Source organism: Mesorhizobium sp. M0778, assembly GCF_040320105.1.
Lineage (GTDB): Bacteria > Pseudomonadota > Alphaproteobacteria > Rhizobiales > Rhizobiaceae > Mesorhizobium.
This window is the reverse complement of record NZ_JAMYPA010000014.1, coordinates 121,877-143,147: the sequence shown is the minus strand read 5'-3', so window position 1 is coordinate 143,147 and position 21,271 is coordinate 121,877. Positions and strand designations below refer to the sequence as shown.

Here is a 21,271-nt window from a genome sequence, read left to right as displayed (position 1 = left end):
GAGATGAACACGTTTTCACAGGTTCTGTCGGATGATCAGGGAATCAGCGACTTCCACACAATCTCGCACGGGCTGTATATTGGCGGCGAATGGCGCCAGTCCGCGGATGGCAGGGTGATTCCGGTCGTCGATCCTTCGACCGAGGCTGTCATCGCCGCTGTGCCCGATGCGACCGTGAACGACGCGGCCGCTGCCGTTGACGCCGCTGCCAAGGCAGCCCATGGCTGGCGGACAACGTCGCCGCGAAAGCGTTCCGAGATCCTCAGACGCTGCTTTGAACTGATGACGGAACGATCAGAGGCGCTCGCGACTCTCATCGCATTGGAAAACGGCAAGGCTCTGCGGGATGCCCGCGGCGAGATCGCTTATGCCGCGGAATTTTTCCGTTGGAATGCCGAGGAGGCCGTTCGCATTACTGGCGAATTCGGTATTGCGCCTTCCGGCACCAATCGCATCGTGGTCGACTACGAACCGATCGGTATCTGCGTCCTGATCACGCCTTGGAATTTTCCTGCCGCGATGGCGACCCGCAAGATCGCGCCAGCACTTGCCGCTGGATGCACGGTGATCTTGAAGCCAGCCAGCGAGACCCCGCTTACCGCCTACGCGCTGGCCGCGCTCTATCAGGACGCAGGCGTGCCACCGGGGGTGGTCAACGTCCTGACGACCTCCAGTCCCGGCCCTTTGACAGCCGCCATGCTGGCCGACCCGCGAGTGCGCAAGCTCTCCTTCACCGGTTCGACGGGTGTGGGTCGCGCTCTGCTGGCAGAGGCTGCCAGGCATGTGGTTTCGTGTTCGATGGAACTCGGCGGCAACGCACCGTTCATTGTGTTCGACGACGCTGATCTCGAAGCGGCGCTCGATGGCGCAATGGTAGCCAAGATGCGTAACGCCGGTGAGGCCTGTACGGCCGCCAACCGCCTCTACGTGCAATCTGGCATTTACGAAGCCTTCTCGGACGGCCTCAAGAAGCGGATGTCGTCGCTCAAGGTCGGCCCTGGCACCGACCCGGACACGGAATGCGGACCCATGATCACGAAAAAGGCGGTCGAGAAGATAGATCGCCTTGTCATCGACGCGGTCGCACGCGGCGCGCGGGTCATGTGCGGCGGCTCAGTCCTGTCCGGAACTGGTTTCTTCTACCCTCCTACAGTGCTTCGCGACGTGCCAGGCGACGCAAAGATGGCGCATGAGGAGATATTCGGGCCCGTGGCGCCGATCTCGAGCTTCGACACCGAGGCTGAGGTCATCACACGCGCCAATGACACCGAATATGGGCTTGCTGCCTACATCTACACGCGCGATCTGGCGCGCGGCATGCGGGTGGCCTCCCGGATCGAGGCCGGGATGATCGCTGTCAACCGGGGGCTGATGTCCGATCCGGCGGCCCCCTTCGGCGGCGTTAAGCAGAGTGGGCTCGGCCGCGAGGGAGGGCAGCATCACGGCATTGCCGAGTTCATGGAGGCGAAATACCTCGCCATCAGCATGTGAGCGGAGAAAGCATGCAAGACGATCCCTTTCGCATCCGCGACCACGTCGCGGATTTTGACGAAATCGTGCAGGACTTCGTTGGCCGCAGCGAGGCCGCCCGCGCCACCATTGCGATGACCGCGGACGTGGCCTGCGGACCGGATCCGACCGAAACCATGGATCTGTTCTTTCCCCCGGGGAAAAGAACGGCGCTGCCGGTGCACATCTTTGTCCATGGCGGCTACTGGAGAATGTTCTCCAAGCGCGACTATTCATATGTCGCGACGACGATTACCCAGGCCGGGGCCATTGCCGTCATCCTTGATTATGCTCTGATGCCCAAGGTCCGAATGGCGACGATCGTCGACCAGGTGCGCCGCGCCAAGCAGTGGATCCTGGCCAACATCGCCGATCATGGCGGAAACCCGGCGGCCCTGACTGTCAGTGGTCATTCGGCTGGAGCACATCTTGCAACGTTTCTGTTCAACGACGAGCATACCCCCTCGAATGTAAGGGCAGCTCTTCTGCTGAGCGGGCTCTACGATTTGAAACCGCTCCAGGATTCCTTTCTCGCCCACGAGATTGGAATAACCGACGAGGAAGTCGCCATGTTTACGCCGCTCGCCTGTCGGCATGATCCTCAAACCAGGGCGGCGGTTCTGGTCGGAGCCAATGAGACGCCACCCTTCCATCAGCAAGCCGATCGATTCAAAGCAAGCTTGGTGCGGCAGGGATCGTTGGTAACGTCGCATGTGCTCCCGAACCGCAACCACATGGACAGTGTCAGAGATCTTGGCGTGCCAGGGACGGAGGCTGCTGATTGCCTGACAGAACTGATCGCCAAGGCCCGCTGACTACCCTGCCGAGATACCGCTCACCCAGCGCAGCTTGACCGCAAGCGGTCCGCATTCGCTCCGGATGAGTTCGAGGCGACATCGCGGATCCCTCCGCCACTGCGTCCAGCCGCTGGTATCCACGTCCTAAATGTCGATGCGCTGCTCGCTATCCGGATCGAACAGGTTGACGCTCGCCGGATCGACGGCAAGAAATATTGGCTCTTTGCGCCGGCCGGCAAACCTCGGCGGCAGGCGCGCGATGATCGCGTTCTCGCCGACCTGCACAGTCACCATGGTTTCAGGCCCGGTGGGCTCTACCACGTCGATCTCCCCAATGATCGAAGCTCGATTCTCCGCAACGGTTCTCAGCTCTTCAGGCCGTATGCCCAACATCACCGGTCGCTCAGAGTCCACCTGCCGGTTCCGCGTCGGCAACACGATCGATACACCGCTCGCTTGAAACCGGACACCTTCCGAATCCGGGACCAGTCGTCCGGCAAGGAAGTTCATTGCCGGAGATCCGATGAAACTTGCCACGAACATATTGGCGGGCCGTTCATAGATGGTGCCCGGATCGCCCAATTGCTGGATGTAGCCGCTTTTCATGACGGCCACCTTGGTGCCCAGCGTCATCGCCTCGATCTGATCATGCGTGACATAGACGATGCTCGTGCCGAGACGCTCGTGCAGGCGCTTGATCTCCGTGCGCATTTCCACGCGAAGCTTGGCATCGAGATTGGACAATGGCTCGTCGAAGAGGAACAGCTCCGGGTCGCGCACGATCGCGCGGCCCATCGCAACGCGCTGCCGCTGTCCGCCCGAAAGGTTGGCGGGGCGTCGATCGAGCAGATGGGAGATTTGCAACATGCGCGCGGCATCTTCCACGGCACGCGTGCGCTGGTCGGCGCCGACGCCACGCATTTCCAATCCGAAGCCGATATTCCTCGCGACCGACATGGTGGGATAAAGCGCGTAGGATTGGAACACCATCGCGATATTGCGGTCCTTGGGCGCAAGGTCGAGGACCGAGCGTCCACCGATCAGGATGTCACCGCTGGACGTGTCGTCGAGGCCGGCAATCATGTTGAGCAAGGTCGACTTGCCGCATCCGGACGGCCCGAGCAGAACCAGAAAGCCTCCGTCCTCGAGCTCGATGTCGACCCCGTGAAGAACCTGTACGGAGCCATAGGACTTGCGCACGTCCCTGATGGAAAGTGTCGCCATGCGAAACTCCTAACCTTTGATGGCGCCTGCAGTCAGCCCCTGGACCATGGTTCGCTGGACAATCGCGAAGAGAACGATGACAGGGATGATGCTGAGAATGCCGCCTGCCGCCAGAACGCCCCAAGGAAGCTGGAACTCTCCGACCATCAGTTGCAGGCCCACGGGCCAGGTGCGAGACCCCTGCCCCGTCGTGAGCATCAGGGCGAACAGGAACTCATTCCAGGCCGCGATGGCAATGAACACCGAACTTGCGACCAGGCCGTTCCGCGCAAGGGGCATGACAATACGGACCATGGCGCCAAGCCTTGTCGAGCCGTCGATGCGAGCCGCGCTCTCGAGTTCGTTAGGTGCCGAATCGAAGAACCCCTTGAGCATCCACACGAACAGCGGCAGCAGGAAACTCGTATAGGCAAGCGCTAGGCCGAAACGGCTGTCGACGAGCCCCACACCGCGCATAACAACATAAAGGGGAATGATCATCATGACTGCGGGAAACATGCGAACGACAAGATAGCCGAGCATGAGCTGATCTCGGCCTCGAAACGCGAAGCGAGAAAATGCATAGGCGGCAAGCGTGCCCGTGACGACGCAGATCGTCACCGTCAGCAAGGTAACGACGAGGCTGTTGCCTATAAGCCGTGGGAAACCCGACTGCGTCCAGATGGCGACATAATTGTCGAAGGTAACGCGGCTCGGGAGGTACTGCATCGTCTGGGTGACAATGTCGGCCTCATATTTGAGGGATGTCAGGAACATCCAGATCATCGGACCGATGCAGAACACCGTCAGGCTTGCGAGCACGATGTAGGTGGCGATGTTCGCGATCATCCGCCGGTGACGCTTGCTTTCAATCATCGCCCTGTCCTTTGGTAATCCTGGAGATGCGGATATACCCGGCCGCGAAGATCATCAGGGTCACGAACATCACCACCGACAGGGCGGATGCGTAGCCGAAATTGAACTCCTTGTAGGCAGTCTGAAAGGCGTACAACGACAGCACTTGCGTGGCATCTCCCGGTCCGCCACCGGTGAGAATGAGGAGCAGATCGGGCGAATTGACCAGACCGATGACGCGCAGGATCACTGCCGCCGCGATGACGGTCTTGAGCATGGGCAAGGTGATCAGCCTGAGCTGCGCCGCCAGGCCTGCGCCGTCGACCGCCGCTGCCCTGTAGAGATCCTCGGGAATACCCTTCAGGCCCGCGAGCAGCAGCAGCGCGAAGAATGGAAACCCATGCCAGGCCTCGACGAGAATGGTCGCCGCAAGCGCAGTATTGGGATCAGCAAACCATGCCTTGTAGGCCTGCAGGACGCCTAGCCGGACAAGAAGATCGTTGATGACTCCGAGCCGCGGATCGAGCAGCAAGGCCCACATATGGCCCGCTACGACATTGGGCAGGAAGTAGGGAAGCAGGATGAGCACGGCGAAGATTTTCGTGCCCGGCAAATCCCTGTTGAGAGCTGTCGCGGCGAGCAGACCAAGCGATAGTTCCAGCACGACCGCGGCAGCAACCCACACGACGGTGTTCTTCAATGCGATCCAGAATACCGGGTCTGACCACATCGCTAGATAATGTTTGAAGCCGACCCAGCCATCCAACCCGGGACGCGTCAGACGCATCTCGCGAAAGCTGATTGCCATGCCGTAAAGCGTCGGATAGGCGATCACGAGAAGGATAAGGGCGAGGCTGGGAAGGAGCAGCAAATACATCCAGTATCGGGTCTCGGATAGTTCGCCGAGAGCCCGCATAGGCAGATATCTGCTCGAGCTTATTATCATGAATCTGCGATGCGAAAGCACCGTCCCGTTGCGTTCTGAGCACGGCTGCACGTCCGGGGATCAGCGGAGCGCCGCCTCCAGGCCCTGGATCATGCGGTCTACTGCCTGTTCCGGCGTCGACTGACCCGTCAGCACCGACTGGAAAGCGGGATTGACGACATTTTCGGACCAGCCCGCGGCGCCGACGAAATTGTTCGGCAGGCGTCCGAACTTGAGCGTTTCCGTCGCCGCATTATAGATCGGATTGCCGGTGATCCGCTGATCCTGCAGCGCAGCGGCGGAGGCCGGAAAATAGCCGGTCCCCTCGAGCAGGGCCAGGGCAGCGTCCGTTTGGCCCCAGAAACTCACCCACCGCCAGGCAGCCTCGATATTGTCTTCCTTCATGACGCCGTTGCCGGCGTACGCGACGCGAGCGACATGCGCCTTCGGACCGGCCGGCATCGGCGCGGTCGAGAATTGTTCACCCTGCTTCATCGCACTCGAGATTTCGTTCAGCGAACCGGTATGATGCCACACCATCGCAGTCTGCCCGGTGCGGAAGGCTTCCATGATCTGACGGTAGCTGTCGTGGGGCGCGCTCGGCGGCACGACCTTTTCCTTCAGGAAGAGATCGGAATAGAACGTTATCGCCTCGATCGCCGCGGCCCTGTCGATGGCCGGCTGCCCATCCTTGACGATCGGCGAGCCGAACGCCTCCATGACATCGATGACATATTTGAAACCGCCGGCGCCGGCGCGCATGCCGAAGGCATACCTGCCCTTCGAAGGATTGGTCAGTTTGCGGGATGCCTGAAGGAATTCGTCGAAATTTCGGGGTGGCCCCGTCAGTCCAGCTTCCTCGAAATAGTCTGCGCGGTAGTACATCCAGTCAACGAAGGCGAAGGCGGGAACCGCATAAATGGCGCCATTGCTGGAAAGCCCGGTCCAGCGATTGTCGGGAAAGTTCGCCTTGCCCTCCCACCCATTCACGCGCTCGGTAAGATCGATCAATCCCTCCATCGCGGTAAGATCGGCGAAGCGCTCGGCAATCACCATGGCGGTATCGGGACGCCCGCCGGCCAGCACGGCCGATGAAACCTTGGCCATATATTCCGAGTTCGGGATGTTTTCCTGGGTCACCGCCACATCTGCATTGGCCGCCTGAAACAATCCGATGATCTTGAGTAAGCTGGCCATTTCCGACTGACTGGTGAAGTGGTGCCAGTAACTGATGGCACTCGCGGCACGGGCACCACCAATGCGCCCTGCCATCGCGAGGGCCGCCGAACCCACGAGAAACTGCCTTTTGTTCAACCGCATGCGAACCTCCAAGATATCAGATCAGCAGACTGATCGATCAGTTGGAGTGTTGGGTAACATCATTTCCCAAGCCGTGCAACCGCGCCGGAGAGGCAAGCAACGACGTGTCAGACCAGACCAAGGTTCCGCTGCATGGCCGCCTGGAAATGGGACTGCAGCTTTGCTTCGGCAGCGTCGGCATTCCTGGTGCTGCAAGCCTCAAGGATGTCGAGGTGTTCCTTCAGTGTCCGGATCATGATTGGCGAGGTGAGTTTGCTGTCCAGCCGCAACAGACGTAGATAATTGTGCATGCGCCGATAGGTGCTATCGATCAAGGGATTGCGCAGCGCGCCGATGATTGCGCCATGCAGCTCTCCCTCCAGCGCATCCATCTCCTCCAGTTGCTCCTTTCCCACACCCTCCCGTTCGATGCGCCGGACCAGCCGGGAGTGCCGCATTTCCAAGGCATTCATGACGGCTTCATCGCCCTGCTCGGCAAAGACGCGAATTGCCGATCGCTCTATGATGGCGCGGAATTGGTAGGTGGCGCGCGTGAGCTCCATGCCAGGTTTTATGAACTGGATTCCGGAGCGTGGATGGATGGTGAGAATTCCTTCCGCCTCGAGCTTGCGCAGAGCGTCACGAAGCGGAGCGACGGGCACGTCAACGATCGCGGACAGTTCGCTCTGCGAAACGAATGCCCCGACCGGAACGCGCCTGTCGAACAAGCGTTCCAGAATTCGTTCGTAGGCAACATCGCTCATACGGGTGGCCGCCACCAGGGTATGAGAGATGGCTTTTGCTTTGCCCGCCACTTGCGGCACCTCCATTGATTCGGTACTGAGACATCTTAGCTGATAGATCAGTGCGTTATACTAAACGATCAGAAAGCCCCTGTGATGAGCCTTTCGCATTTTCGTATAACCCGATTTCAGTTCGCCCGCGACCGGGTAATCGGGGACAGTCAGGTTCGAGCCGACGATGTAAACGTCGCTGCGCTGGAACTCGTTTCGAAAAGTGGTGAAGTGGGACTGGGCTTCATCCAGACGCTCTTCAATCCCCTGCCCGACCAGACTGAGATCGAGACCGTTTTCGAAAACGAGGTTTGGCCGGGGCTGAAAGGACATAAGGCGATCGCGCTGGTTCATCGTGTGAACCGCCCGCGCGGTGGCAATCAGCGGGCGTACTCCCTGCCTTTTCATGAAGCGATCCAGGTGGCGCTTTGGGATCTTGCGGCAAAGGAAGCTGGCCTACCCCTTCACGTGCTGCTCGGCAGTCGTCGCAACCGTGTGAAAGCCTACGCCAGTGGCCTCGATTTTCACCTCGACGACGATGCTTTCGTCTCCTTGTTTTCCCACGCGGCGTCGCTTGGCTATTCCGCTTTCAAGATCAAGGTCGGCCACCCGGATTTCGATCGCGATCTGCGGCGCCTGGAGCTGTTGAAAACCTGCGTGCCGGCAGGCTCGGAAATCATGATCGACCCGAACGAGGCGTGGACCTCGAAGGAAGCGCTAATGAAATTGGTGGCGATCCGCGATGCCGGCCACGATCTTCTCTGGGTCGAGGATCCAATCCTGCGTCACGACCACGAAGGATTGAGAATGCTCAGGCAGGCAATGACATGGACTCAGATCAACAGCGGCGAGTATCTGGATCTTCAAGGCAAACGGCTTCTTCTGGAAGCCCACGCAGCCGACATCCTGAATGTCCACGGTCAAGTCACCGATGTTATGCACATTGGTTGGCTGGCCGCCGAGCTCGGCATCCCGGTCAGCATCGGCAACACCTTTCTGGAGATCGGCGTGCACATGGCGGTCGCGCTGCCGGAAGTCGAATGGCTGGAATATTCGTTTCAGAACTTCGATCATCTGGTGGAACAGCCCATCGAAATCCGGGACGGCTACGTCTATGCGCCCGATCGACCTGGCCATGGATTGGTACTGTCCGAAAGAGCGCGCGGCGAATGGATGAGACCAAGGCGCCTGATACGGTCGGAACTGGGTACCGCGCCAGAAAATGCACGCCTCCCTGGCAAGTGAGTGAATGACCGAGCCAGCTTGGGAGTTGGCGATGCATGGCACAATTCACGCCACCTCGAAGACCACATGTCCGAAGAACGTGCCGACACGATGCGCGCGATCATCTCCTGGGGCGCTACGCGGAGTTGTTCGGCTACGATGAGCCGTCGAAGCAATTCGACCTCGAGAACCCGGCGTGAGCGAGTTCGCAGGGCTGTCTTCTCAGGAACATTCCATGATTTCGATCGAACAGGCTGCCAATTAATTTGGGCATCGTCCTGCCGCGCGGGTCCGGGATCGGGTTCCTCGGTGCTGGAATTATGTTTCTCAAGAAGGAACTGAACGTGTGCGACCTCAATACTGCGCCGACCCGCTGGTCTTCCGCCGCGTTCGGCGTCCTCGCCAAGCCCGCCGGACGCTCCTCGCCGCGGTCGCGGCTGGTTAACCGAGTTCGAGCCCAGTTTCTCGTCCGTGTGGTCTGCCGCAATCCCGACGTCGGCATCGGTCATCTGAGCCTTCGGCGCCTCGACCGCCCCGATCTGAAGAGCACCCGCGCGTTTCGAGGTAACGTCCAGCAATCGGCGACAACCCGCAACCAATGCCGGTTGAAGCTGTTGTGGGACGGCTCGGCCTCGAGCCTGCGGTTTCGGCAGCGCGATAGTCTAGGGCGTCGAGACCTTGATAGAGTGTCGAAGATAGCTTCCGGCCTGGTTTCCACCGCCATACGAACTGCGGCGGGTGATCAATTGGCTGTCACATGAACCAGCTCATGAGCATTCCGACCATGCACATCGCCATAGCGATCGTGGAGGCCCATCCCAGCCAGCGCAGCCAGCCCTTGACGGTGAAGTCGCCCATGACCTTTGGCTGGGCTGTCATTATCATCATGACCGTCATGACCGGAACGGCGACGACACCGTTGACGACGGCTGTCCAATACAGCGCCTTGATCGGATCGATTGGACCGAACGTGATCGCTGCTCCGAGCCCCGTGGCCGCGGCAAGAGTGCTGTAAAACGCCACAGCCTCCCCAGGTCTGCGCGACAACCCCACGGGCCATCGTCTCGCCTCGCCAATGGCGTAAGCCGCCGCGCCGGCCAGGATTGGTACCGCCAGCAACCCTGTCCCGACGATGCCGAAAGCGAAGATAGCAAAGGCAAAATCGCCGACGATCGGCCGCAGCGCCTCGGCCGCCTGAGCGGATGTCTCGACGTCGGTGATGCCGGCTTTGTTCAAGGTCGCCGCGGTCGCGAAGATGATCGCCAGCGCGATGACGTTGGAGAATGCCATGCCTATGAGAGTGTCGGCGCGTATTCGCGAGAACGCGTCGACCGCCTGACGTGGAGCCCTCAACAACGATTTTCTGCGATGATTTGCGTGGACCTCTTCGGCCTCCTCTGACGCCTGCCAGAAGAAGAGATAGGGCGAAATCGTCGTGCCGAAGATAGCGAGAAGCGTAGTGAAGAACTCGTTGCTCCAGACAATTCGCGGGACCAGCACGCCACCCAGTGCTTCGGCCCAGGGAACTTGCACAGCAAACACGACAGCGACATACGAGAACAGGCTCAACGTCATCCATTTCAAGATGAGCGCGTAGCGATCGTAGTTCACGAAAACGATTCCAATTACGCAAATGGCTGCGAACAGGACGACATAGAGAACGGTCGGGCCGCCGATTAGAAGCTTCGTCGCATCGGCCATGGCGCTGAGATCGGCGCCGATGTTGACGGTATTTGCGATGAACAGAAGAGTTACGATGGACTGTAGAAGCCAATTCGGATAGTGGCGGCATAGATTGCCTGCGATGCCGTGGCCGGTGGTCCTTCCGATGCGCGCACTGATTTCCTGAATCGCGACCATCAGAGGATAGGTCAGCAGCATCGTCCATCCGATTGCGAACCCGAGTTGGGCCCCCGCCTGGCTATAGGTGCCGATCCCGGATGGATCATCGTCCGACGCGCCAGTGATGAGGCCCGGCCCCAGTCTGCGGAGGATCGTCTTCTTCACGGGAGAGACAGATGAACTCGGTCGATTTTTCTTGGAAGCCGCCAGCTCATCCATTGCGTCGGGTCCACAGAGCAAAGCCAGCAGCACCAGTAGCTGCCGCGATTTCGCCAATACCAATACCGTAGAAACGTGCCACTTTGGCGGAGGATCTCCGCCCTCCGAAGGCAGAAGTTACAGGTTCGAATCCTGTCGGGTGCAGCATTGCCGCAGTTCGTTTGCGACAACTATTCCTGCTGGAATTGACAGGGCCAATCTTCAGGCCTCGTCAAGCCAGAAGTCAACTCGGTCCGGGCGTCTCCGCAAGCCATGTTGAGCTGCCACTGGGACAGACCCACCGAATTGGAAAGGTCGAGGCCCTCGATACGGGTCAGAAACAAAAAAGCGCGGTCAAAGTCTACCGGCGCGGTGAACGTCGCTCCTCGGAAGTCCGCCCGTGCGAGATTGGCAAACGAGAAGCGGCTGCCGCTGATATCGGCGTCATGGAACTGCGCACGCCCCAATTCTGCCTTTGTGAAATCAACATTGGTCAGATTGGCGTCCTGGAAATTCGAGCGCTGCATTTCCGCGCTCGCAAACACAGCGCCCTGCGCGTCCATACGGCTGAAGTCGGTCCTGTAGGCCTCGATTCTGTCGAACCGGGCGCCTTTGGCGGTCGAGTCGGCCAGGGAAGCACGCACAAGCGTTGCCTTCTCAAGATTTGCGGCAACGAGATTGCTGTTCCTGAGGTCGGTCGAAGTGAAATCAACACCGAACAGGTTCGCCCCGCTCAGGTCCTGTCCTTCTAGGATGAGAAGCTTCTTGTCACACTCGCGCCAATTGACGCCAGGCGTCGCGGCTGCGTCGCAATTTTGAGCGGCAGTGGCGTTCTGCCAAGCAAACACAGTGCAAAGCGCTAGAACCAAGCCGGATGCGCCGTAAGCTCTGATTCGCCTCAAAGTCATTGTTGCTGGACCTCTGCTACTCGCCGACACTCAACCTTACATCTGCTGACACACGAGCCACGGTGACCACCGCGGTCACAGTTAGCGCATTTCTCATATTCACGATTTGATGTTGATCAACCGATCAACCCGCGCGTGGGGCGCGATTTGCGAGCGCCTCCCCATATCATCGCCGGTCCAGCAGAGCGCCCTGAAAGAATCGCCAGCCCGAAAGCGGACTATAACGCTAGCATCGACTACGCGCGCGCAGAAGCAAGCCGTGAAAACGTGGTTGTGAAGATCATCGAGTAGCGTGCCGGCTAAGCGTATCTCTAGGGAGCGAGGATGATCACGCCGCCAAGACGACACGGCGTGCCGATCGCGAGATACTGCCAGGAGGCCATGGGGCCGGGATTCCAAGCCATCGTAGGTTGCCTGCTTGGGCCGGATGGACGCGAGGCGAAATCATGCAATCCCCGCGACGGCTCATCGCCGCCGACAATATGGACCCAGAAAGAGAGGCGAGGACGGAAGCGGAGCTTGCGATTGCCGAGCGATGGTCTTCTTGCTCGTCGGTCCTCTCTAGCGGGTTCCCGGGAGGGCGATGCAAAGCTAAGTCTCTGCGCGGCGACGCCACCACGTGAGCCCGCAAGCGAAGACCCAGTTGAAATAGATGAGGGCGATAACCGGCCCGGCCAGGGGACCTTGCAGGTGCCAATAATCAAGGAAGTACCGTGCGCCTTCTGATAGCGTTCCATACGCCGTACCTACGAGCACGACGCATGCGGTAACAAGCAATCCGTTAGCGATATGGAGTGAAGGTATAGTGCGCAGTGCGTTGAGCCAAGCGGCAAACGAGACCGCAGCTAATGGCAGGCAACTCAACGCGCCCGCGATCCACCCGTGGCCAGCGCCAGCCAACGCGATGAAACCGAACAGCAGCAAGGCGCCGAACAGCGAGGCGATGACGTATTTCATGCGTCTAGTTCCGGGACTCCGAGTCCTTCTTAGCTACGGCCATCCCATTCTCCTCGCGGAAATCCTTTAGCGAAGCGTGCCGCAAATCCTATTCACCGCGCAAGTACTTTACGCGGCCAGCCCGTACTTGCCAGGATGCGACCTCTAGGAGAAGCCGTCAGCTAATTTCTTTGTCCAGCTTGCAATCGCGAGCCCGCACGCGATGCCGACACAATCGGCAAACCAGTCGAAGATATCCATGTCGCGACTTATTATTTGCATGCCCTGCAGTATCTCGATCGCGCCGCCAGTAAGGGCGAGAAAAACTATCAGCCTTGCTCTGTGCTCTGGCCAACCAAGACTGCCGATAGCCGTCAACACGACGAACGCTGCGGCGTGATTGAGCTTGTCATCGTGAGAGGTGAACCCGAAACCAAAATTCTGCAAAAGCCACACCGGTGAGAGCGCGAGCACGAGGACACCGGCCAGTGTGACCAGAAAAGCAATCCTTGCCACGATGGGAAAAGGTCTCGCACGCAACAAATCAGGCCACTCCTTTTATCCGAACCTAGGACGCCGCTACTTCGAACATAGCCATCCGCACGTGGCGGCACATTGGGGAACAGAGTCCATTGCCGCAGATGGCTGGGAAAAAGGTAAATTGGAATCTCGGTAGGCTTCTGCGTTTAATACGGCAGTATCAGGGCGGGCGTCAGAAGCGGGCTGCGATCGGTGCCACCGACCAATGCAGCAATCGGAGGGGGAGTTTGCTGCGCGTACCGAACCGGCCACCCGGTTGTTCACCAACGGCGGCCGCGCCAGCAAGAGCTGCAGCGGAAAAACCAAAACGAGCTGCTCGGGCGGCAGCAGCGACAAGACAGCCGCAACCGCAATCAAGTCGCGGGGCGCCTCGGAGATCCCTGCGTCCGAAAATCAACGATTCAGCCACGGTCAGCCCGTGAGGCGCGCACGAAAGAGCGTGGAGCCGTCCGCCAGGCGCGACCTCGAAATATCCCGGAATCCAGCCTCGGTCATCCACGCGCGATACTGACCTTCAGTGTACGATTCGCCGTGGCGATAGAGGTTCAAGAAAGTGACATTCAGAAAGACACCCTCAGGCGGGCCGAGGCGGTCGTCATCGACGACACCCCACCCCGCAATTGCGATCTCGCCTCCGGGTGTGAGGCAACGTGCCGCGTTCAGGATCGAACTGCGCGCCTGGTCCGGCGGAGGCACCTGGACGACGGCCTTCAGGATCGCCAGATCGTGCCGACCGATCGATGGAGCGACAGTTATGTCCCCCTCTTCGACGACCACGTCGTCTGCACCGTATTCTGACAGGATCGCTGGCGCGACCGCTGCGACCGTTGGGAGCTCCATCAGCGTCGCCGCAATCTGCGGCCACCGCTCCCGAAGTCCGACAAGAATGGTCCCGGAGCCCCCGCCGATGTCGATCACCGAACTGATCGCCGAGAGGTCCATCTTCCGGGCCAAATGTCGGCCGAAAATCACCCCGCCCGGTGCGAGCCTGCGGCTGAAAGCCGCCGCGGCCTCGGCCCGCGCTTCGGAGAAGTCGTGCAGCGCAGCCGGCCGGTTCTGTCGCAGCGACTCTGCCGTCAGCAAGTCGGCTCCCCAGAGCTCCCGCAGGAGGGCATGATCGCCGCCGCGATAGGTTGGCTTGGACGCGTCGAGGAAGGCTGACGCTTCGGCTCCGTTGCGAAATTGACCATCGTTGACTTCGAGAAGACCAATGCTGGCGAGCGCGTAGAGGAGCCGCGACAGACGATCGGGCTCGACTTGGAGCGCGGCCCCAAGGCCGTCAGCGGTCACCGCGCTGCTCCCGAGCCGGGTGAAGATGCCGAGGTCCAGCCCGGCGCGAAGCGCCAAGGCCGCGGGCACCGCTGCGATCAGTTTGTCGATCCGATCAGAACCAACCATGCCACATCTCCTTGCGCAATCCAGGACCGAGTTTGAGGCTCGGAAGATCGGATTGGACCGAGGCGGCGCTGTCCTCACCTATCCAAGCTGAAGAGTTGTGCGACCGACCGTGAAAAACACGCCGCACTCTACAGCACGACCGGTCTATCAGGCATTGCACCACGCCAGTGGCGTGGAATTGGGTTGGGCTGTACCCGGTGCGCGGGTTTGTGAAAGATCATACCCGCGCCGCTGCTTAGCTACTGAAATTTGGGACTTCAAAATGCCGTTCAAACGAGCCGTCCATACCATTCCGATCTTCATCGCGGTGACTTTCACCAGATCCTGGCTTCGCAGCGCGCCACCGGAAAGAAGATATCGATAGCCGTTGATGGTCATCCAGTGCGCGCGCGCTAGATGCGTCTGCCAGGCTGTGAAGGCCCGCTCCGGCTCCTTGTCCGAATCCACGTGCAGAACGATCCTAGAAACTTCCCTCCAATCGGCCCCTTCGTCAGAAGCATCAAGCAGGCGGATAAAGGTAAGCAGGTGCTCTTCGTCGTAGCCAGGCGCCTCGTCGGCAACGTCGGTGTCTAGCAAGGGCTTGAGCATGGCCCAAGAGAAAAACGCACCCGTGGCAAAGCGTCAAGCGAGAAAAGCTCGCCAGAACGCTATCGTAATCACGATCAGATTGCGCACCAACTCCGGATGCTGGATGGCCGTTCTGAAGCGCCGAGGCACCCGAACAGCCGGGGATGTCTGCCTGGCGATGCCGAGGGCGCGAGAGTTCGGCGATATCATCGCCGCTGCTTCCGCGGGCTCATGGCGTGTCGCGCAGACCGGTCCGGCTGTAGCCTTCGACGTCAATGGGACGCTGACCTGGCACTTCTCAGACAGCGGGCCCAGTGATCTGGGCCTCGTTCCTGCCGCTGCCGATCGGTGGCATTGTGTCGGACCTCGACCCCGCCGAATAAGCTGCTGTTGCATTGCTTCATCAGCAGGCTGCCGACCTCGAGCGCCTCCCAACCTTGTCTGGAGCTGATGAAAGCGAAGCGTGCCGGTTGATATTTGCAACGAATGAGGTTTGTTGGCGGAAACGACGAATTGTTTGCCTGATTCCGAAATAAACAGCTCATCCGTTTCAACGCGTGCCATTAGACAAGAGGAAAACTCGATGAACGTTTCTCCGGACCGAAACAACCAGGCTGATCTCACATCAATTACGGCCGACATCGTTTCCGCCTACGTGTCGAACAATCCCTTGCCGGTCGGCGAGTTGTCGAAGCTGATTGGGGACACCTATGTTGCTTTGCAAGGGATCGGCACGCCTGTCGTTCCGGCCGCAGTCAAGCTGGAGCCGGCGGTGTCGATCAAGAAATCAGTGTCACCTGATTTCATCATCTGCCTGGAAGACGGGAAGAAGTTCAAATCCCTCAAGAGGCACATCGGAGTTCATTACAATTTAACGCCCGACGCGTACCGCCAGAAATGGAGCCTGCCGTCCGACTATCCGATGGTGGCGCCGAACTACGCAGCCACCCGCTCGGCTCTTGCGAAATCAATTGGGCTCGGGCGCAAGGCGGCGCCCGCACCAGCAGCGGCAGAAAAACCAAAACGAGCTGCTCGCGCCGCGGCGGCGACAACAACCGCAACGGCCGTCAAGTCGCCGGTGAAGAAGGCGCGCAAGGCACTCGTCAAAGCGTAGCGTGCTGCACCCGATAAGGAGCTCCAAGCAGTGTCGTACCTGAACGTGGCGAAGCCCGCCTTTTGCGACGGGGCTCCGTGTTGGGGCGGATCACTCTGCGGCGCGGCGGGAAAATGATGAGCGAGAACTCGTTTTTTGTCTGGGTATCGACCACGCTTGCATAAATCGGAGCAGGAAAGCTTGGATCGTCGAGCTTGACCGAGTGATATTCGCGGCTTTCGCGACGTCTTCCATGCGGTGCCGACGCGCTCGTTCTGATTGACCTGCTTCCGGCCCGCTCAGATGAACCTCGCGGGTAGGGTGGAGGCGCTGGCCGGCTTCGGGCTTAGCACGGGCGACATTGCCTGCGTGCTCGCCACAGACGAGCAGGTTTAAGGCGACCTATGCCCATAAGCTCGAGAGCGGCGCCATCAAGGCCGACGCACGGGTCGCCGAGAACCTATACCGCAAGGCGAGCGGTGAAGGTCGAGGGCCGTCACTGAAGCAATCTTCTGGCTGAAGACCAGGGCGCGCCGGAAGGAGACGTCGATCCATGAGCTAGAGGGAGACACATCAGTGACCTTCGTCACCACCTTCAGCGCTGGTCCAGCTTCTTCGCAGTCTCCCGCTGCTTCGATTCGATCTCGTCCAGTACTGCTTCTGGCGCAATGTCTCTCTTAATCTCGCCGACTTCTATATCGCTTAAGGCTGGTTTTACACTCAACCGATCCGCAATTGAATCGACAAGTTCAGTAAGCTTTGTGAGTTCGTGCTCCGTTAGCAGGCTCACCTGAAGGTCCAGATCCGCCCGTTTATCTGCGGCAACTGACATCCGGTTTTGGCTGATCAGTACAAAGGTCGAGAGGAATATGGCCTCGACGGAAGCTACCATAGCCAATATCACGAATGTCGGATCAAATGGCGGAGTGATCGGTATCCAGCCCAAGTTCAAGACGATCCAGCCGCCATACACGGCCAAGTGAAGGTACACGAAACGCATACTGCCCGTAAAAGAAGTAATCGCCTCAGCGATTTTCTCTTCCAAAGTTGCATCGCTTGCTTCCTTCGCCCGGCGCTCCTCAATCGCTTGGATATTGCGTTTCAGTGTTTGGCTGAGTTCAGTCGGAGGTGGCGGAGGCAACGTTGGAGAATCCATGGAACACCCGTTGGATAGCTATCGGTACTGCCACTCAGGGCAACGTACAAAATCATGGATATTCGACTTTGTTCCCGACTAGAGCCATCTAATCATTGGCTCCGCTTTTTACCGGGGCCCGGGGTCTTAGACGCTTGGCGCCACCAAACGGTGGTTTGCAGTTTGCGCACCCTTGGGGAGGTCAAGTTGCCGAGCGCAGTGGTGTCTCCACGCGGCGGTAAGGCCGCTCGGGACTGGGCATCGAGGCTCAGCGCACCGCGGTCGTCCAGGGGGTGCTACGGCCCTCTGTTTAGGGCTCGGAGTGCCCGATGTCCGGTTCCGCCTCTACATCGTGACGCGTGCCCCTCATGGGAACATCGCCCAGGACCGATGAGCACCACGTGCTGCAGCCTTCCGACTGATCCTTCCCGGCAACCGCCGTCACGACTATACCGAATGCAAGCGAAATGGCGAGGGCGACACCCATTGGGAGATGATGCATGCCTGCCCGCCTACCGAGCGCTTGGAAGACGGTCGATGGAACGTTTGGAGATAGTCCCATCACCGCCTCAACATGCCTAACGAACCGTTATGCGGCTGGCGGCACGGTGCTGCTTGATCGAACCATCGTCGCAGGCGGGGGTTCTGCCCAAGACAACAAAAGCCCGCCGACCGAAGCCGACGGGCCAAGTGCAACCAACAGCTGATCACAATTTGCTGTCTGGCCGGAGTACAGGCACCAACACGCGAAAGGGCCGAAAGTTCCGCAGATGCTAATATACAACATGTGCGAGGCTGGCCCGGAATTCCGGTGGGAGATCCGACCCGGCGGAACCTTTCAGAGCCGCATGCCTTGTCCCTTTTGGATGAAGGAGACGACAAATGAGCCTTGACATAGGAAAGGTCGCCATAGCGTTGCTTGGCCTGCTTGCCTACAAGAACAAGGACAAGATCGGCGAGCTGATCGCGGGAAAGAGATCGACAGATCCCAATAGTGCCGGCTCGCCCGGCGGCCTCGGCGACATCCTGGACCGCCTCAGGAATGCAGGTGCCGGCGACCAGGTTGATTCGTGGGTAAGTAAAGGATCAAACCGACCCGTTCAGCGGGAGCAGGTTGAAAAAGCAATCGACCCGCAAACGTTGAACGATCTGGCCGAGCAGACCGGATTGTCCCATGACGAGCTTCTCGATCGGCTCACAAGAGAACTCCCTGACGCAGTGGACAAGCTCACTCCCGACGGCCAGTTGCCACCGAGCAAAGGTCCAAGTCTCCTGGACGAGGTCCCAAGGACTGGTCGCACTTAGCGCCACCTCGCCACGACATGTCAGGTCATCCCGGGTCGCTATCGCTCGCGGCCCTTCGCGAACGCGGCTTTGAATGCCGCAAAGGTCTCTGGCGGAACACCCTCAAACTCGTACCGCTTGCCGCTGGCCACGAACCACACCGAAAGTACCTTCCGCTCGGGATCGTACTCCGTTTTGCGAATCGAGGTAGAGGGCATAAAGGATCAACGAGCGGAAAAGCCGTCGCGTTCCTCGTCTTTGATGGCGGGGCGCAAAGGAAGCCCGGCGGCGCGACCGTCCCTCTAGTTCAGCGCCGGCGGCTGCCCTGGCCTGAAACTTTTCAGAGCGGCAGCGATGCCCATCATGATGGACGGGTCAGGAAAGTCGAGCAAGCGCAACGTGCCCGGCTCCTCGCCGCAAACGCAACGGATTGGCACGATTTGGTAGTCATCGTCGAACGGCGTGCCGCAGCCGTTTGCAAGAAAATCATATTCCGGGAAGCAGGCCTTCAGGAATGCTTCGACCTCGCGCAACACCGCTTCGGACCGAGCCCCTGAAGGTGGCAGGATGACGAAGCTATCGACCTCGTCGCTTGCCGGAGTACCGGAAGTATTGATGGCAGTAAGCATGAAGAACCCGACATAGCTCCTGGCGACTTTGGAACCAAACGCGGCATCTCGCGCGTTCCGTGAGGCTGCCCGCCGCCGTATGCCGGCGGCGGGCGCATCGTCCGCTACCATGATTGGCGGCTGTACCAGTCATCGACGTCGGATCGGACCCTGTCCTTTTCGATGCCGTAGCGTTCCTGAATTTTGCCTTCGAGCTGGTCACGCTTTCCGGCAATTAGATCGAGATCGTCATCAGTGAGCTTGCCCCACTGTTCTTTAACTTTGCCTTTGACCTGCTTCCAGTTTCCTTCCACGCGGTTCCAGTCCATGGTTTTCTCCATCAGGCGGGATCGCCATAGTTACGAAACGATTGTCACCGGTTTTGGTTCTACGAAACGAAAGGCTTCCCGATCAGTTGCTTGGATCGGCTGAACGCAAAAAGCCCGCCGCACCTTTTCGGCACGGCGGGCTTCAGGTAGAAAATCAGTCGTAGATCTTAAAAGTTTTGCGGGTACCTGGATCAACCAGGACGGTTCGTCCCTCGGCAACTACATAGCGGTACTGAACGTCCGGCACTTCGTAAAGCTCTGACTGTGTCGGGCAGAGCGGTGCCAATGTTGAGCTCAGCACAGGGAAGGCTCAGGGATGCTATCGGCTTCTTCTTTACATATTCCCGGATCACCATGTCTTGCTCAGGCTGAATGATGACGTCCTGAGCGGCGGCGGTTCCGATACCTACGAATAGAAAGATTCCTGTGGCAGCAGATAAAAGTTGCTTTCCCATATAGCAATCCTCCAGCGAGGCAACCTTCCGCTACGGTGCTTGATGCTTCCGTGCGAGGCTACTTACCTAAACGGGCAGAAGGACTTGTTGGAGCGCTCCTCGCCTGGGCCATATCCAAGGGCCTCAAGCTCGCTGATCTCTTGGGCCGGGGGCATGGTGCCGATGCGGTCCCAGAACGCCTTTCGCTTCTCCGCCAGCGGGTCAGCCTTTGGATCGAGCTTGTCGCCCACCTCTTTTCGCCAGCTGAGCTTGTCGGCGTCGGTGTGGATGTAGGGCAGCTGCTGCGCACGAAGCGTCGCCGGCCCGACATACACATGACTTGAGCGGGTCGATCGTCTGCGCCAGGGCCTCCAACGTATACGGATAGTCTTCTGGCGCCTCCGTGAAGCTGAACCCGGGCAGATCGGGCGCGACGACCCGTGCCACTTCCGCCAGCGGGTTGATGACGTCGCGGAAGCTGTACGATGAGCTGGGCTGGCCGTGGAGCAGCAGGACACCGGGCGCATCGCGCCGCCCCGCCTCGCGATCGAACAAGTTCACCCCGTCCACTTCGACCGTATGATGCTTGGCTTTATGAACGTTCAGCATGGCCGTTTTCCGTCTTTGGTTTGCAGCGAGCGAAGAAACCTGATAAATCGGTCAATCCGGTTACGTTTTGTAACCATGTAACGGAATATTAAAGGTTAAGTTCCCTGTCGCGCGATCCCACGGCCTGGGTGCCAGAGCACTTCATAGGCGGCCACGCCGCCCTCGACCTTTCGAACGCCGTGTATGACCGGCGAAACCCGCCCCTGCACAATGAACTCTTCAACTCCCCTCGCGATATCGGGACGTGGTTGCTCGCCGCGGGGTTGGCAGACGAACAGGAAGCAGTGGCCGTTGCCGAGATACGGGATCGGCACTTCCTCCACGAAGTTCGTGACATACGGGAATCGTCATACGCGCTCTTCGACGCGATCGCCTCAAATCTGGAGCCTCCCTCGCAACCGCTTGGTCTTTTATGCTCACGCGCCGCAAACAGGTTGGGAGCCCAGCAAGTCGCGTGGGATGGGACACGGCTCGCTCTGGCGTCTGATCAATGGGAAGACCCAGCCTTGGTGACCGCATTCCTTGCGTTCTTGTCCATCGAGGCGTTTTTTACGCTACCCCGCGCAAGGCTCCGCGTGTGCCCACGATGTGGGTGGCTCTTCGTAGACATCTCACGGGGCGGAAAACGTCGCTGGTGCAATATGCGGGTTTGCGGGAATCGCGAAAAGGTAGCCCGCCATCGGGGCCAAGTGGCATCGTACGAGGTAAGATGACAACGCATCCCGCGCCATGGCCTCATTCGTCGCATATTGTGGGCTCCGGATTCAAACATCATGGCGCGTCG

At 59.4% G+C, this 21,271-nt stretch carries 23 protein-coding genes and 2 pseudogenes; 7 read left to right on the top strand and 18 right to left on the bottom strand.

The genetic code is table 11. The features are described 5' to 3' along the window. Positions 1 to 3 precede the first annotated feature (3 nt). Both NKI22_RS20375 and NKI22_RS20370 read left to right on the top strand, forming a co-directional pair. The gene (locus tag NKI22_RS20375) at positions 4 to 1,491 is read left to right on the top strand and encodes an NAD-dependent succinate-semialdehyde dehydrogenase (RefSeq protein ID WP_352484914.1); all 1,488 of its coding nucleotides are present in this window, start codon (positions 4 to 6) and stop codon (positions 1,489 to 1,491) included. Positions 1,492 to 1,502: 11 nt separating this feature from the next. Beyond that, on the top strand, positions 1,503 to 2,324 hold the full coding sequence (locus tag NKI22_RS20370) for an alpha/beta hydrolase (protein ID WP_352496634.1): 822 nt from the start codon (positions 1,503 to 1,505) through the stop codon (positions 2,322 to 2,324). A gap of 126 nt (positions 2,325 to 2,450) precedes the next feature. Here NKI22_RS20370 and NKI22_RS20365 read toward each other — a convergent pair whose 3' ends face one another. The 5 genes from NKI22_RS20365 to NKI22_RS20345 form a co-directional block, all read right to left on the bottom strand. Beyond that, the gene (locus NKI22_RS20365; protein ID WP_352958762.1) at positions 2,451 to 3,530 is read right to left on the bottom strand and encodes an ABC transporter ATP-binding protein; all 1,080 of its coding nucleotides are present in this window, start codon (positions 3,528 to 3,530) and stop codon (positions 2,451 to 2,453) included. 9 nt (positions 3,531 to 3,539) lie between these two features. Next, on the bottom strand, positions 3,540 to 4,385 hold the full coding sequence (locus NKI22_RS20360; RefSeq protein ID WP_352718107.1) for a carbohydrate ABC transporter permease: 846 nt from the start codon (positions 4,383 to 4,385) through the stop codon (positions 3,540 to 3,542). Further along, positions 4,378 to 5,241, bottom strand: a complete 864-nt coding sequence (locus tag NKI22_RS20355; RefSeq protein WP_245278558.1) for a carbohydrate ABC transporter permease — start codon at positions 5,239 to 5,241, stop codon at positions 4,378 to 4,380. Before NKI22_RS20355 ends, NKI22_RS20360 begins: the two co-directional genes overlap by 8 nt. Before the next feature lie 129 nt (positions 5,242 to 5,370). After that, positions 5,371 to 6,609 carry an ABC transporter substrate-binding protein gene (locus tag NKI22_RS20350; protein WP_352496631.1) on the bottom strand — a complete coding sequence of 413 codons (1,239 nt, stop codon included), beginning with the start codon at positions 6,607 to 6,609 and terminating at the stop codon, positions 5,371 to 5,373. 107 nt (positions 6,610 to 6,716) lie between these two features. After that, positions 6,717 to 7,352, bottom strand: a complete 636-nt coding sequence (locus NKI22_RS20345; protein WP_502895979.1) for a GntR family transcriptional regulator — start codon at positions 7,350 to 7,352, stop codon at positions 6,717 to 6,719. Positions 7,353 to 7,487: 135 nt separating this feature from the next. Between NKI22_RS20345 and NKI22_RS20340 the strand changes: the two genes are divergently transcribed. Together NKI22_RS20340 and NKI22_RS20335 are read left to right on the top strand one after the other, a co-directional pair. Beyond that, the gene (locus NKI22_RS20340) at positions 7,488 to 8,627 is read left to right on the top strand and encodes a mandelate racemase/muconate lactonizing enzyme family protein (RefSeq protein ID WP_352496630.1); all 1,140 of its coding nucleotides are present in this window, start codon (positions 7,488 to 7,490) and stop codon (positions 8,625 to 8,627) included. A gap of 299 nt (positions 8,628 to 8,926) precedes the next feature. After that, positions 8,927 to 9,367 carry a hypothetical protein gene (locus tag NKI22_RS20335; protein WP_198030477.1) on the top strand — a complete coding sequence of 147 codons (441 nt, stop codon included), beginning with the start codon at positions 8,927 to 8,929 and terminating at the stop codon, positions 9,365 to 9,367. Here the strand turns inward: NKI22_RS20335 and NKI22_RS20330 are convergent. The 6 genes and pseudogenes from NKI22_RS20330 to NKI22_RS20305 all read right to left on the bottom strand — a co-directional run. Beyond that, positions 9,360 to 10,667 (bottom strand): NRAMP family divalent metal transporter, encoded by a 1,308-nt coding sequence (locus tag NKI22_RS20330; protein ID WP_352496629.1) that lies wholly within the window; start codon positions 10,665 to 10,667, stop codon positions 9,360 to 9,362. The two genes, NKI22_RS20335 and NKI22_RS20330, sit on opposite strands and share 8 nt — an antisense overlap. Positions 10,668 to 10,837: 170 nt before the next feature. Beyond that, on the bottom strand, positions 10,838 to 11,554 hold the full coding sequence (locus NKI22_RS20325; protein WP_352496628.1) for a pentapeptide repeat-containing protein: 717 nt from the start codon (positions 11,552 to 11,554) through the stop codon (positions 10,838 to 10,840). A gap of 591 nt (positions 11,555 to 12,145) precedes the next feature. Continuing rightward, positions 12,146 to 12,511, bottom strand: a complete 366-nt coding sequence (locus NKI22_RS20320) for a hypothetical protein (protein WP_023721803.1) — start codon at positions 12,509 to 12,511, stop codon at positions 12,146 to 12,148. A 144-nt stretch (positions 12,512 to 12,655) separates the two neighbouring features. Further along, positions 12,656 to 13,033, bottom strand: coding sequence for a VanZ family protein (locus NKI22_RS20315; protein WP_245278716.1), 378 nt, complete (start codon positions 13,031 to 13,033; stop codon positions 12,656 to 12,658). Between the two features lie 408 nt (positions 13,034 to 13,441). Next, positions 13,442 to 14,428: a methyltransferase gene (locus tag NKI22_RS20310; RefSeq protein WP_352549511.1), complete on the bottom strand. Its 987-nt coding sequence runs from the start codon at positions 14,426 to 14,428 to the stop codon at positions 13,442 to 13,444. A gap of 336 nt (positions 14,429 to 14,764) precedes the next feature. Next, a pseudogene (locus NKI22_RS20305) lies at positions 14,765 to 15,016 on the bottom strand (DUF2285 domain-containing protein); the annotation flags it as partial. 562 nt (positions 15,017 to 15,578) lie between these two features. Between NKI22_RS20305 and NKI22_RS20300 the strand changes: the two are divergent. Continuing rightward, entirely contained in the window at positions 15,579 to 16,109 is a 531-nt protein-coding gene (locus NKI22_RS20300; RefSeq protein WP_023721808.1) for a Ros/MucR family transcriptional regulator, read from the top strand. Here NKI22_RS20300 and NKI22_RS31490 read toward each other — a convergent pair. After that, the gene (locus NKI22_RS31490) at positions 16,099 to 16,368 is read right to left on the bottom strand and encodes a DUF736 family protein (RefSeq protein ID WP_084643003.1); all 270 of its coding nucleotides are present in this window, start codon (positions 16,366 to 16,368) and stop codon (positions 16,099 to 16,101) included. The genes NKI22_RS20300 and NKI22_RS31490 overlap by 11 nt on opposite strands. A 315-nt stretch (positions 16,369 to 16,683) precedes the next feature. After that, the gene (locus NKI22_RS20290; RefSeq protein ID WP_023721810.1) at positions 16,684 to 17,244 is read right to left on the bottom strand and encodes a DUF1003 domain-containing protein; all 561 of its coding nucleotides are present in this window, start codon (positions 17,242 to 17,244) and stop codon (positions 16,684 to 16,686) included. A gap of 861 nt (positions 17,245 to 18,105) precedes the next feature. On the opposite strand from NKI22_RS20290, the gene NKI22_RS20285 reads away from it, so the two are divergent. Further along, positions 18,106 to 18,528 carry a YidB family protein gene (locus NKI22_RS20285; RefSeq protein WP_023721812.1) on the top strand — a complete coding sequence of 141 codons (423 nt, stop codon included), beginning with the start codon at positions 18,106 to 18,108 and terminating at the stop codon, positions 18,526 to 18,528. Positions 18,529 to 18,566: 38 nt separating this feature from the next. Here the strand turns inward: NKI22_RS20285 and NKI22_RS20280 are convergent, their stop codons facing one another. The 5 genes and pseudogenes from NKI22_RS20280 to NKI22_RS20260 form a co-directional block, all read right to left on the bottom strand. Next, on the bottom strand, positions 18,567 to 18,725 hold the full coding sequence (locus NKI22_RS20280; RefSeq protein ID WP_023721813.1) for a KTSC domain-containing protein: 159 nt from the start codon (positions 18,723 to 18,725) through the stop codon (positions 18,567 to 18,569). An 84-nt stretch (positions 18,726 to 18,809) separates the two neighbouring features. Continuing rightward, on the bottom strand, positions 18,810 to 19,040 hold the full coding sequence (locus NKI22_RS20275; protein ID WP_352496536.1) for a hypothetical protein: 231 nt from the start codon (positions 19,038 to 19,040) through the stop codon (positions 18,810 to 18,812). 200 nt (positions 19,041 to 19,240) lie between these two features. Then, positions 19,241 to 19,444 (bottom strand): CsbD family protein, encoded by a 204-nt coding sequence (locus tag NKI22_RS20270; RefSeq protein ID WP_031194857.1) that lies wholly within the window; start codon positions 19,442 to 19,444, stop codon positions 19,241 to 19,243. 154 nt (positions 19,445 to 19,598) lie between these two features. Then, positions 19,599 to 19,899 (bottom strand): annotated as a pseudogene (locus NKI22_RS20265) (DUF1236 domain-containing protein). 201 nt (positions 19,900 to 20,100) lie between these two features. Further along, a complete protein-coding gene (locus tag NKI22_RS20260) occupies positions 20,101 to 20,487 on the bottom strand; it encodes an alpha/beta fold hydrolase (RefSeq protein ID WP_245278717.1) in 387 nt (128 codons plus the stop codon). Between the two features lie 128 nt (positions 20,488 to 20,615). Between NKI22_RS20260 and NKI22_RS20255 the strand changes: the two genes are divergently transcribed. Beyond that, positions 20,616 to 21,200: a CGNR zinc finger domain-containing protein gene (locus NKI22_RS20255; protein ID WP_023721817.1), complete on the top strand. Its 585-nt coding sequence runs from the start codon at positions 20,616 to 20,618 to the stop codon at positions 21,198 to 21,200. Positions 21,201 to 21,271: the final 71 nt, after the last annotated feature.

Excerpts from the sequence above, each read along its gene's own strand:
- NKI22_RS20365 (WP_352958762.1), bottom strand. The coding sequence starts at position 3,530 with ATGGCGACACTTTCCATCAGGGACGTGCGCAAGTCCTATGGCTCCGTA.
- NKI22_RS20340 (WP_352496630.1), top strand. The coding sequence starts at position 7,488 with ATGAGCCTTTCGCATTTTCGTATAACCCGATTTCAGTTCGCCCGCGAC.
- NKI22_RS20335 (WP_198030477.1), top strand. The coding sequence starts at position 8,927 with ATGTTTCTCAAGAAGGAACTGAACGTGTGCGACCTCAATACTGCGCCG.
- NKI22_RS20280 (WP_023721813.1), bottom strand. The coding sequence starts at position 18,725 with ATGCCCTCTACCTCGATTCGCAAAACGGAGTACGATCCCGAGCGGAAG.
- NKI22_RS20350 (WP_352496631.1), bottom strand. The coding sequence starts at position 6,609 with ATGCGGTTGAACAAAAGGCAGTTTCTCGTGGGTTCGGCGGCCCTCGCG.
- NKI22_RS20355 (WP_245278558.1), bottom strand. The coding sequence starts at position 5,241 with ATGTATTTGCTGCTCCTTCCCAGCCTCGCCCTTATCCTTCTCGTGATC.
- NKI22_RS20345 (WP_502895979.1), bottom strand. The coding sequence starts at position 7,352 with ATGAGCGATGTTGCCTACGAACGAATTCTGGAACGCTTGTTCGACAGG.
- NKI22_RS20285 (WP_023721812.1), top strand. The coding sequence starts at position 18,106 with ATGAGCCTTGACATAGGAAAGGTCGCCATAGCGTTGCTTGGCCTGCTT.
- NKI22_RS20325 (WP_352496628.1), bottom strand. The coding sequence starts at position 11,554 with ATGACTTTGAGGCGAATCAGAGCTTACGGCGCATCCGGCTTGGTTCTA.
- NKI22_RS20260 (WP_245278717.1), bottom strand. The coding sequence starts at position 20,487 with ATGCTGAACGTTCATAAAGCCAAGCATCATACGGTCGAAGTGGACGGG.
- NKI22_RS20375 (WP_352484914.1), top strand. The coding sequence starts at position 4 with ATGAACACGTTTTCACAGGTTCTGTCGGATGATCAGGGAATCAGCGAC.
- NKI22_RS20370 (WP_352496634.1), top strand. The coding sequence starts at position 1,503 with ATGCAAGACGATCCCTTTCGCATCCGCGACCACGTCGCGGATTTTGAC.
- NKI22_RS20360 (WP_352718107.1), bottom strand. The coding sequence starts at position 4,385 with ATGATTGAAAGCAAGCGTCACCGGCGGATGATCGCGAACATCGCCACC.
- NKI22_RS20310 (WP_352549511.1), bottom strand. The coding sequence starts at position 14,428 with ATGGTTGGTTCTGATCGGATCGACAAACTGATCGCAGCGGTGCCCGCG.
- NKI22_RS20300 (WP_023721808.1), top strand. The coding sequence starts at position 15,579 with ATGAACGTTTCTCCGGACCGAAACAACCAGGCTGATCTCACATCAATT.
- NKI22_RS20270 (WP_031194857.1), bottom strand. The coding sequence starts at position 19,444 with ATGGACTGGAACCGCGTGGAAGGAAACTGGAAGCAGGTCAAAGGCAAA.
- NKI22_RS20330 (WP_352496629.1), bottom strand. The coding sequence starts at position 10,667 with ATGGATGAGCTGGCGGCTTCCAAGAAAAATCGACCGAGTTCATCTGTC.
- NKI22_RS20320 (WP_023721803.1), bottom strand. The coding sequence starts at position 12,511 with ATGAAATACGTCATCGCCTCGCTGTTCGGCGCCTTGCTGCTGTTCGGT.
- NKI22_RS20290 (WP_023721810.1), bottom strand. The coding sequence starts at position 17,244 with ATGGATTCTCCAACGTTGCCTCCGCCACCTCCGACTGAACTCAGCCAA.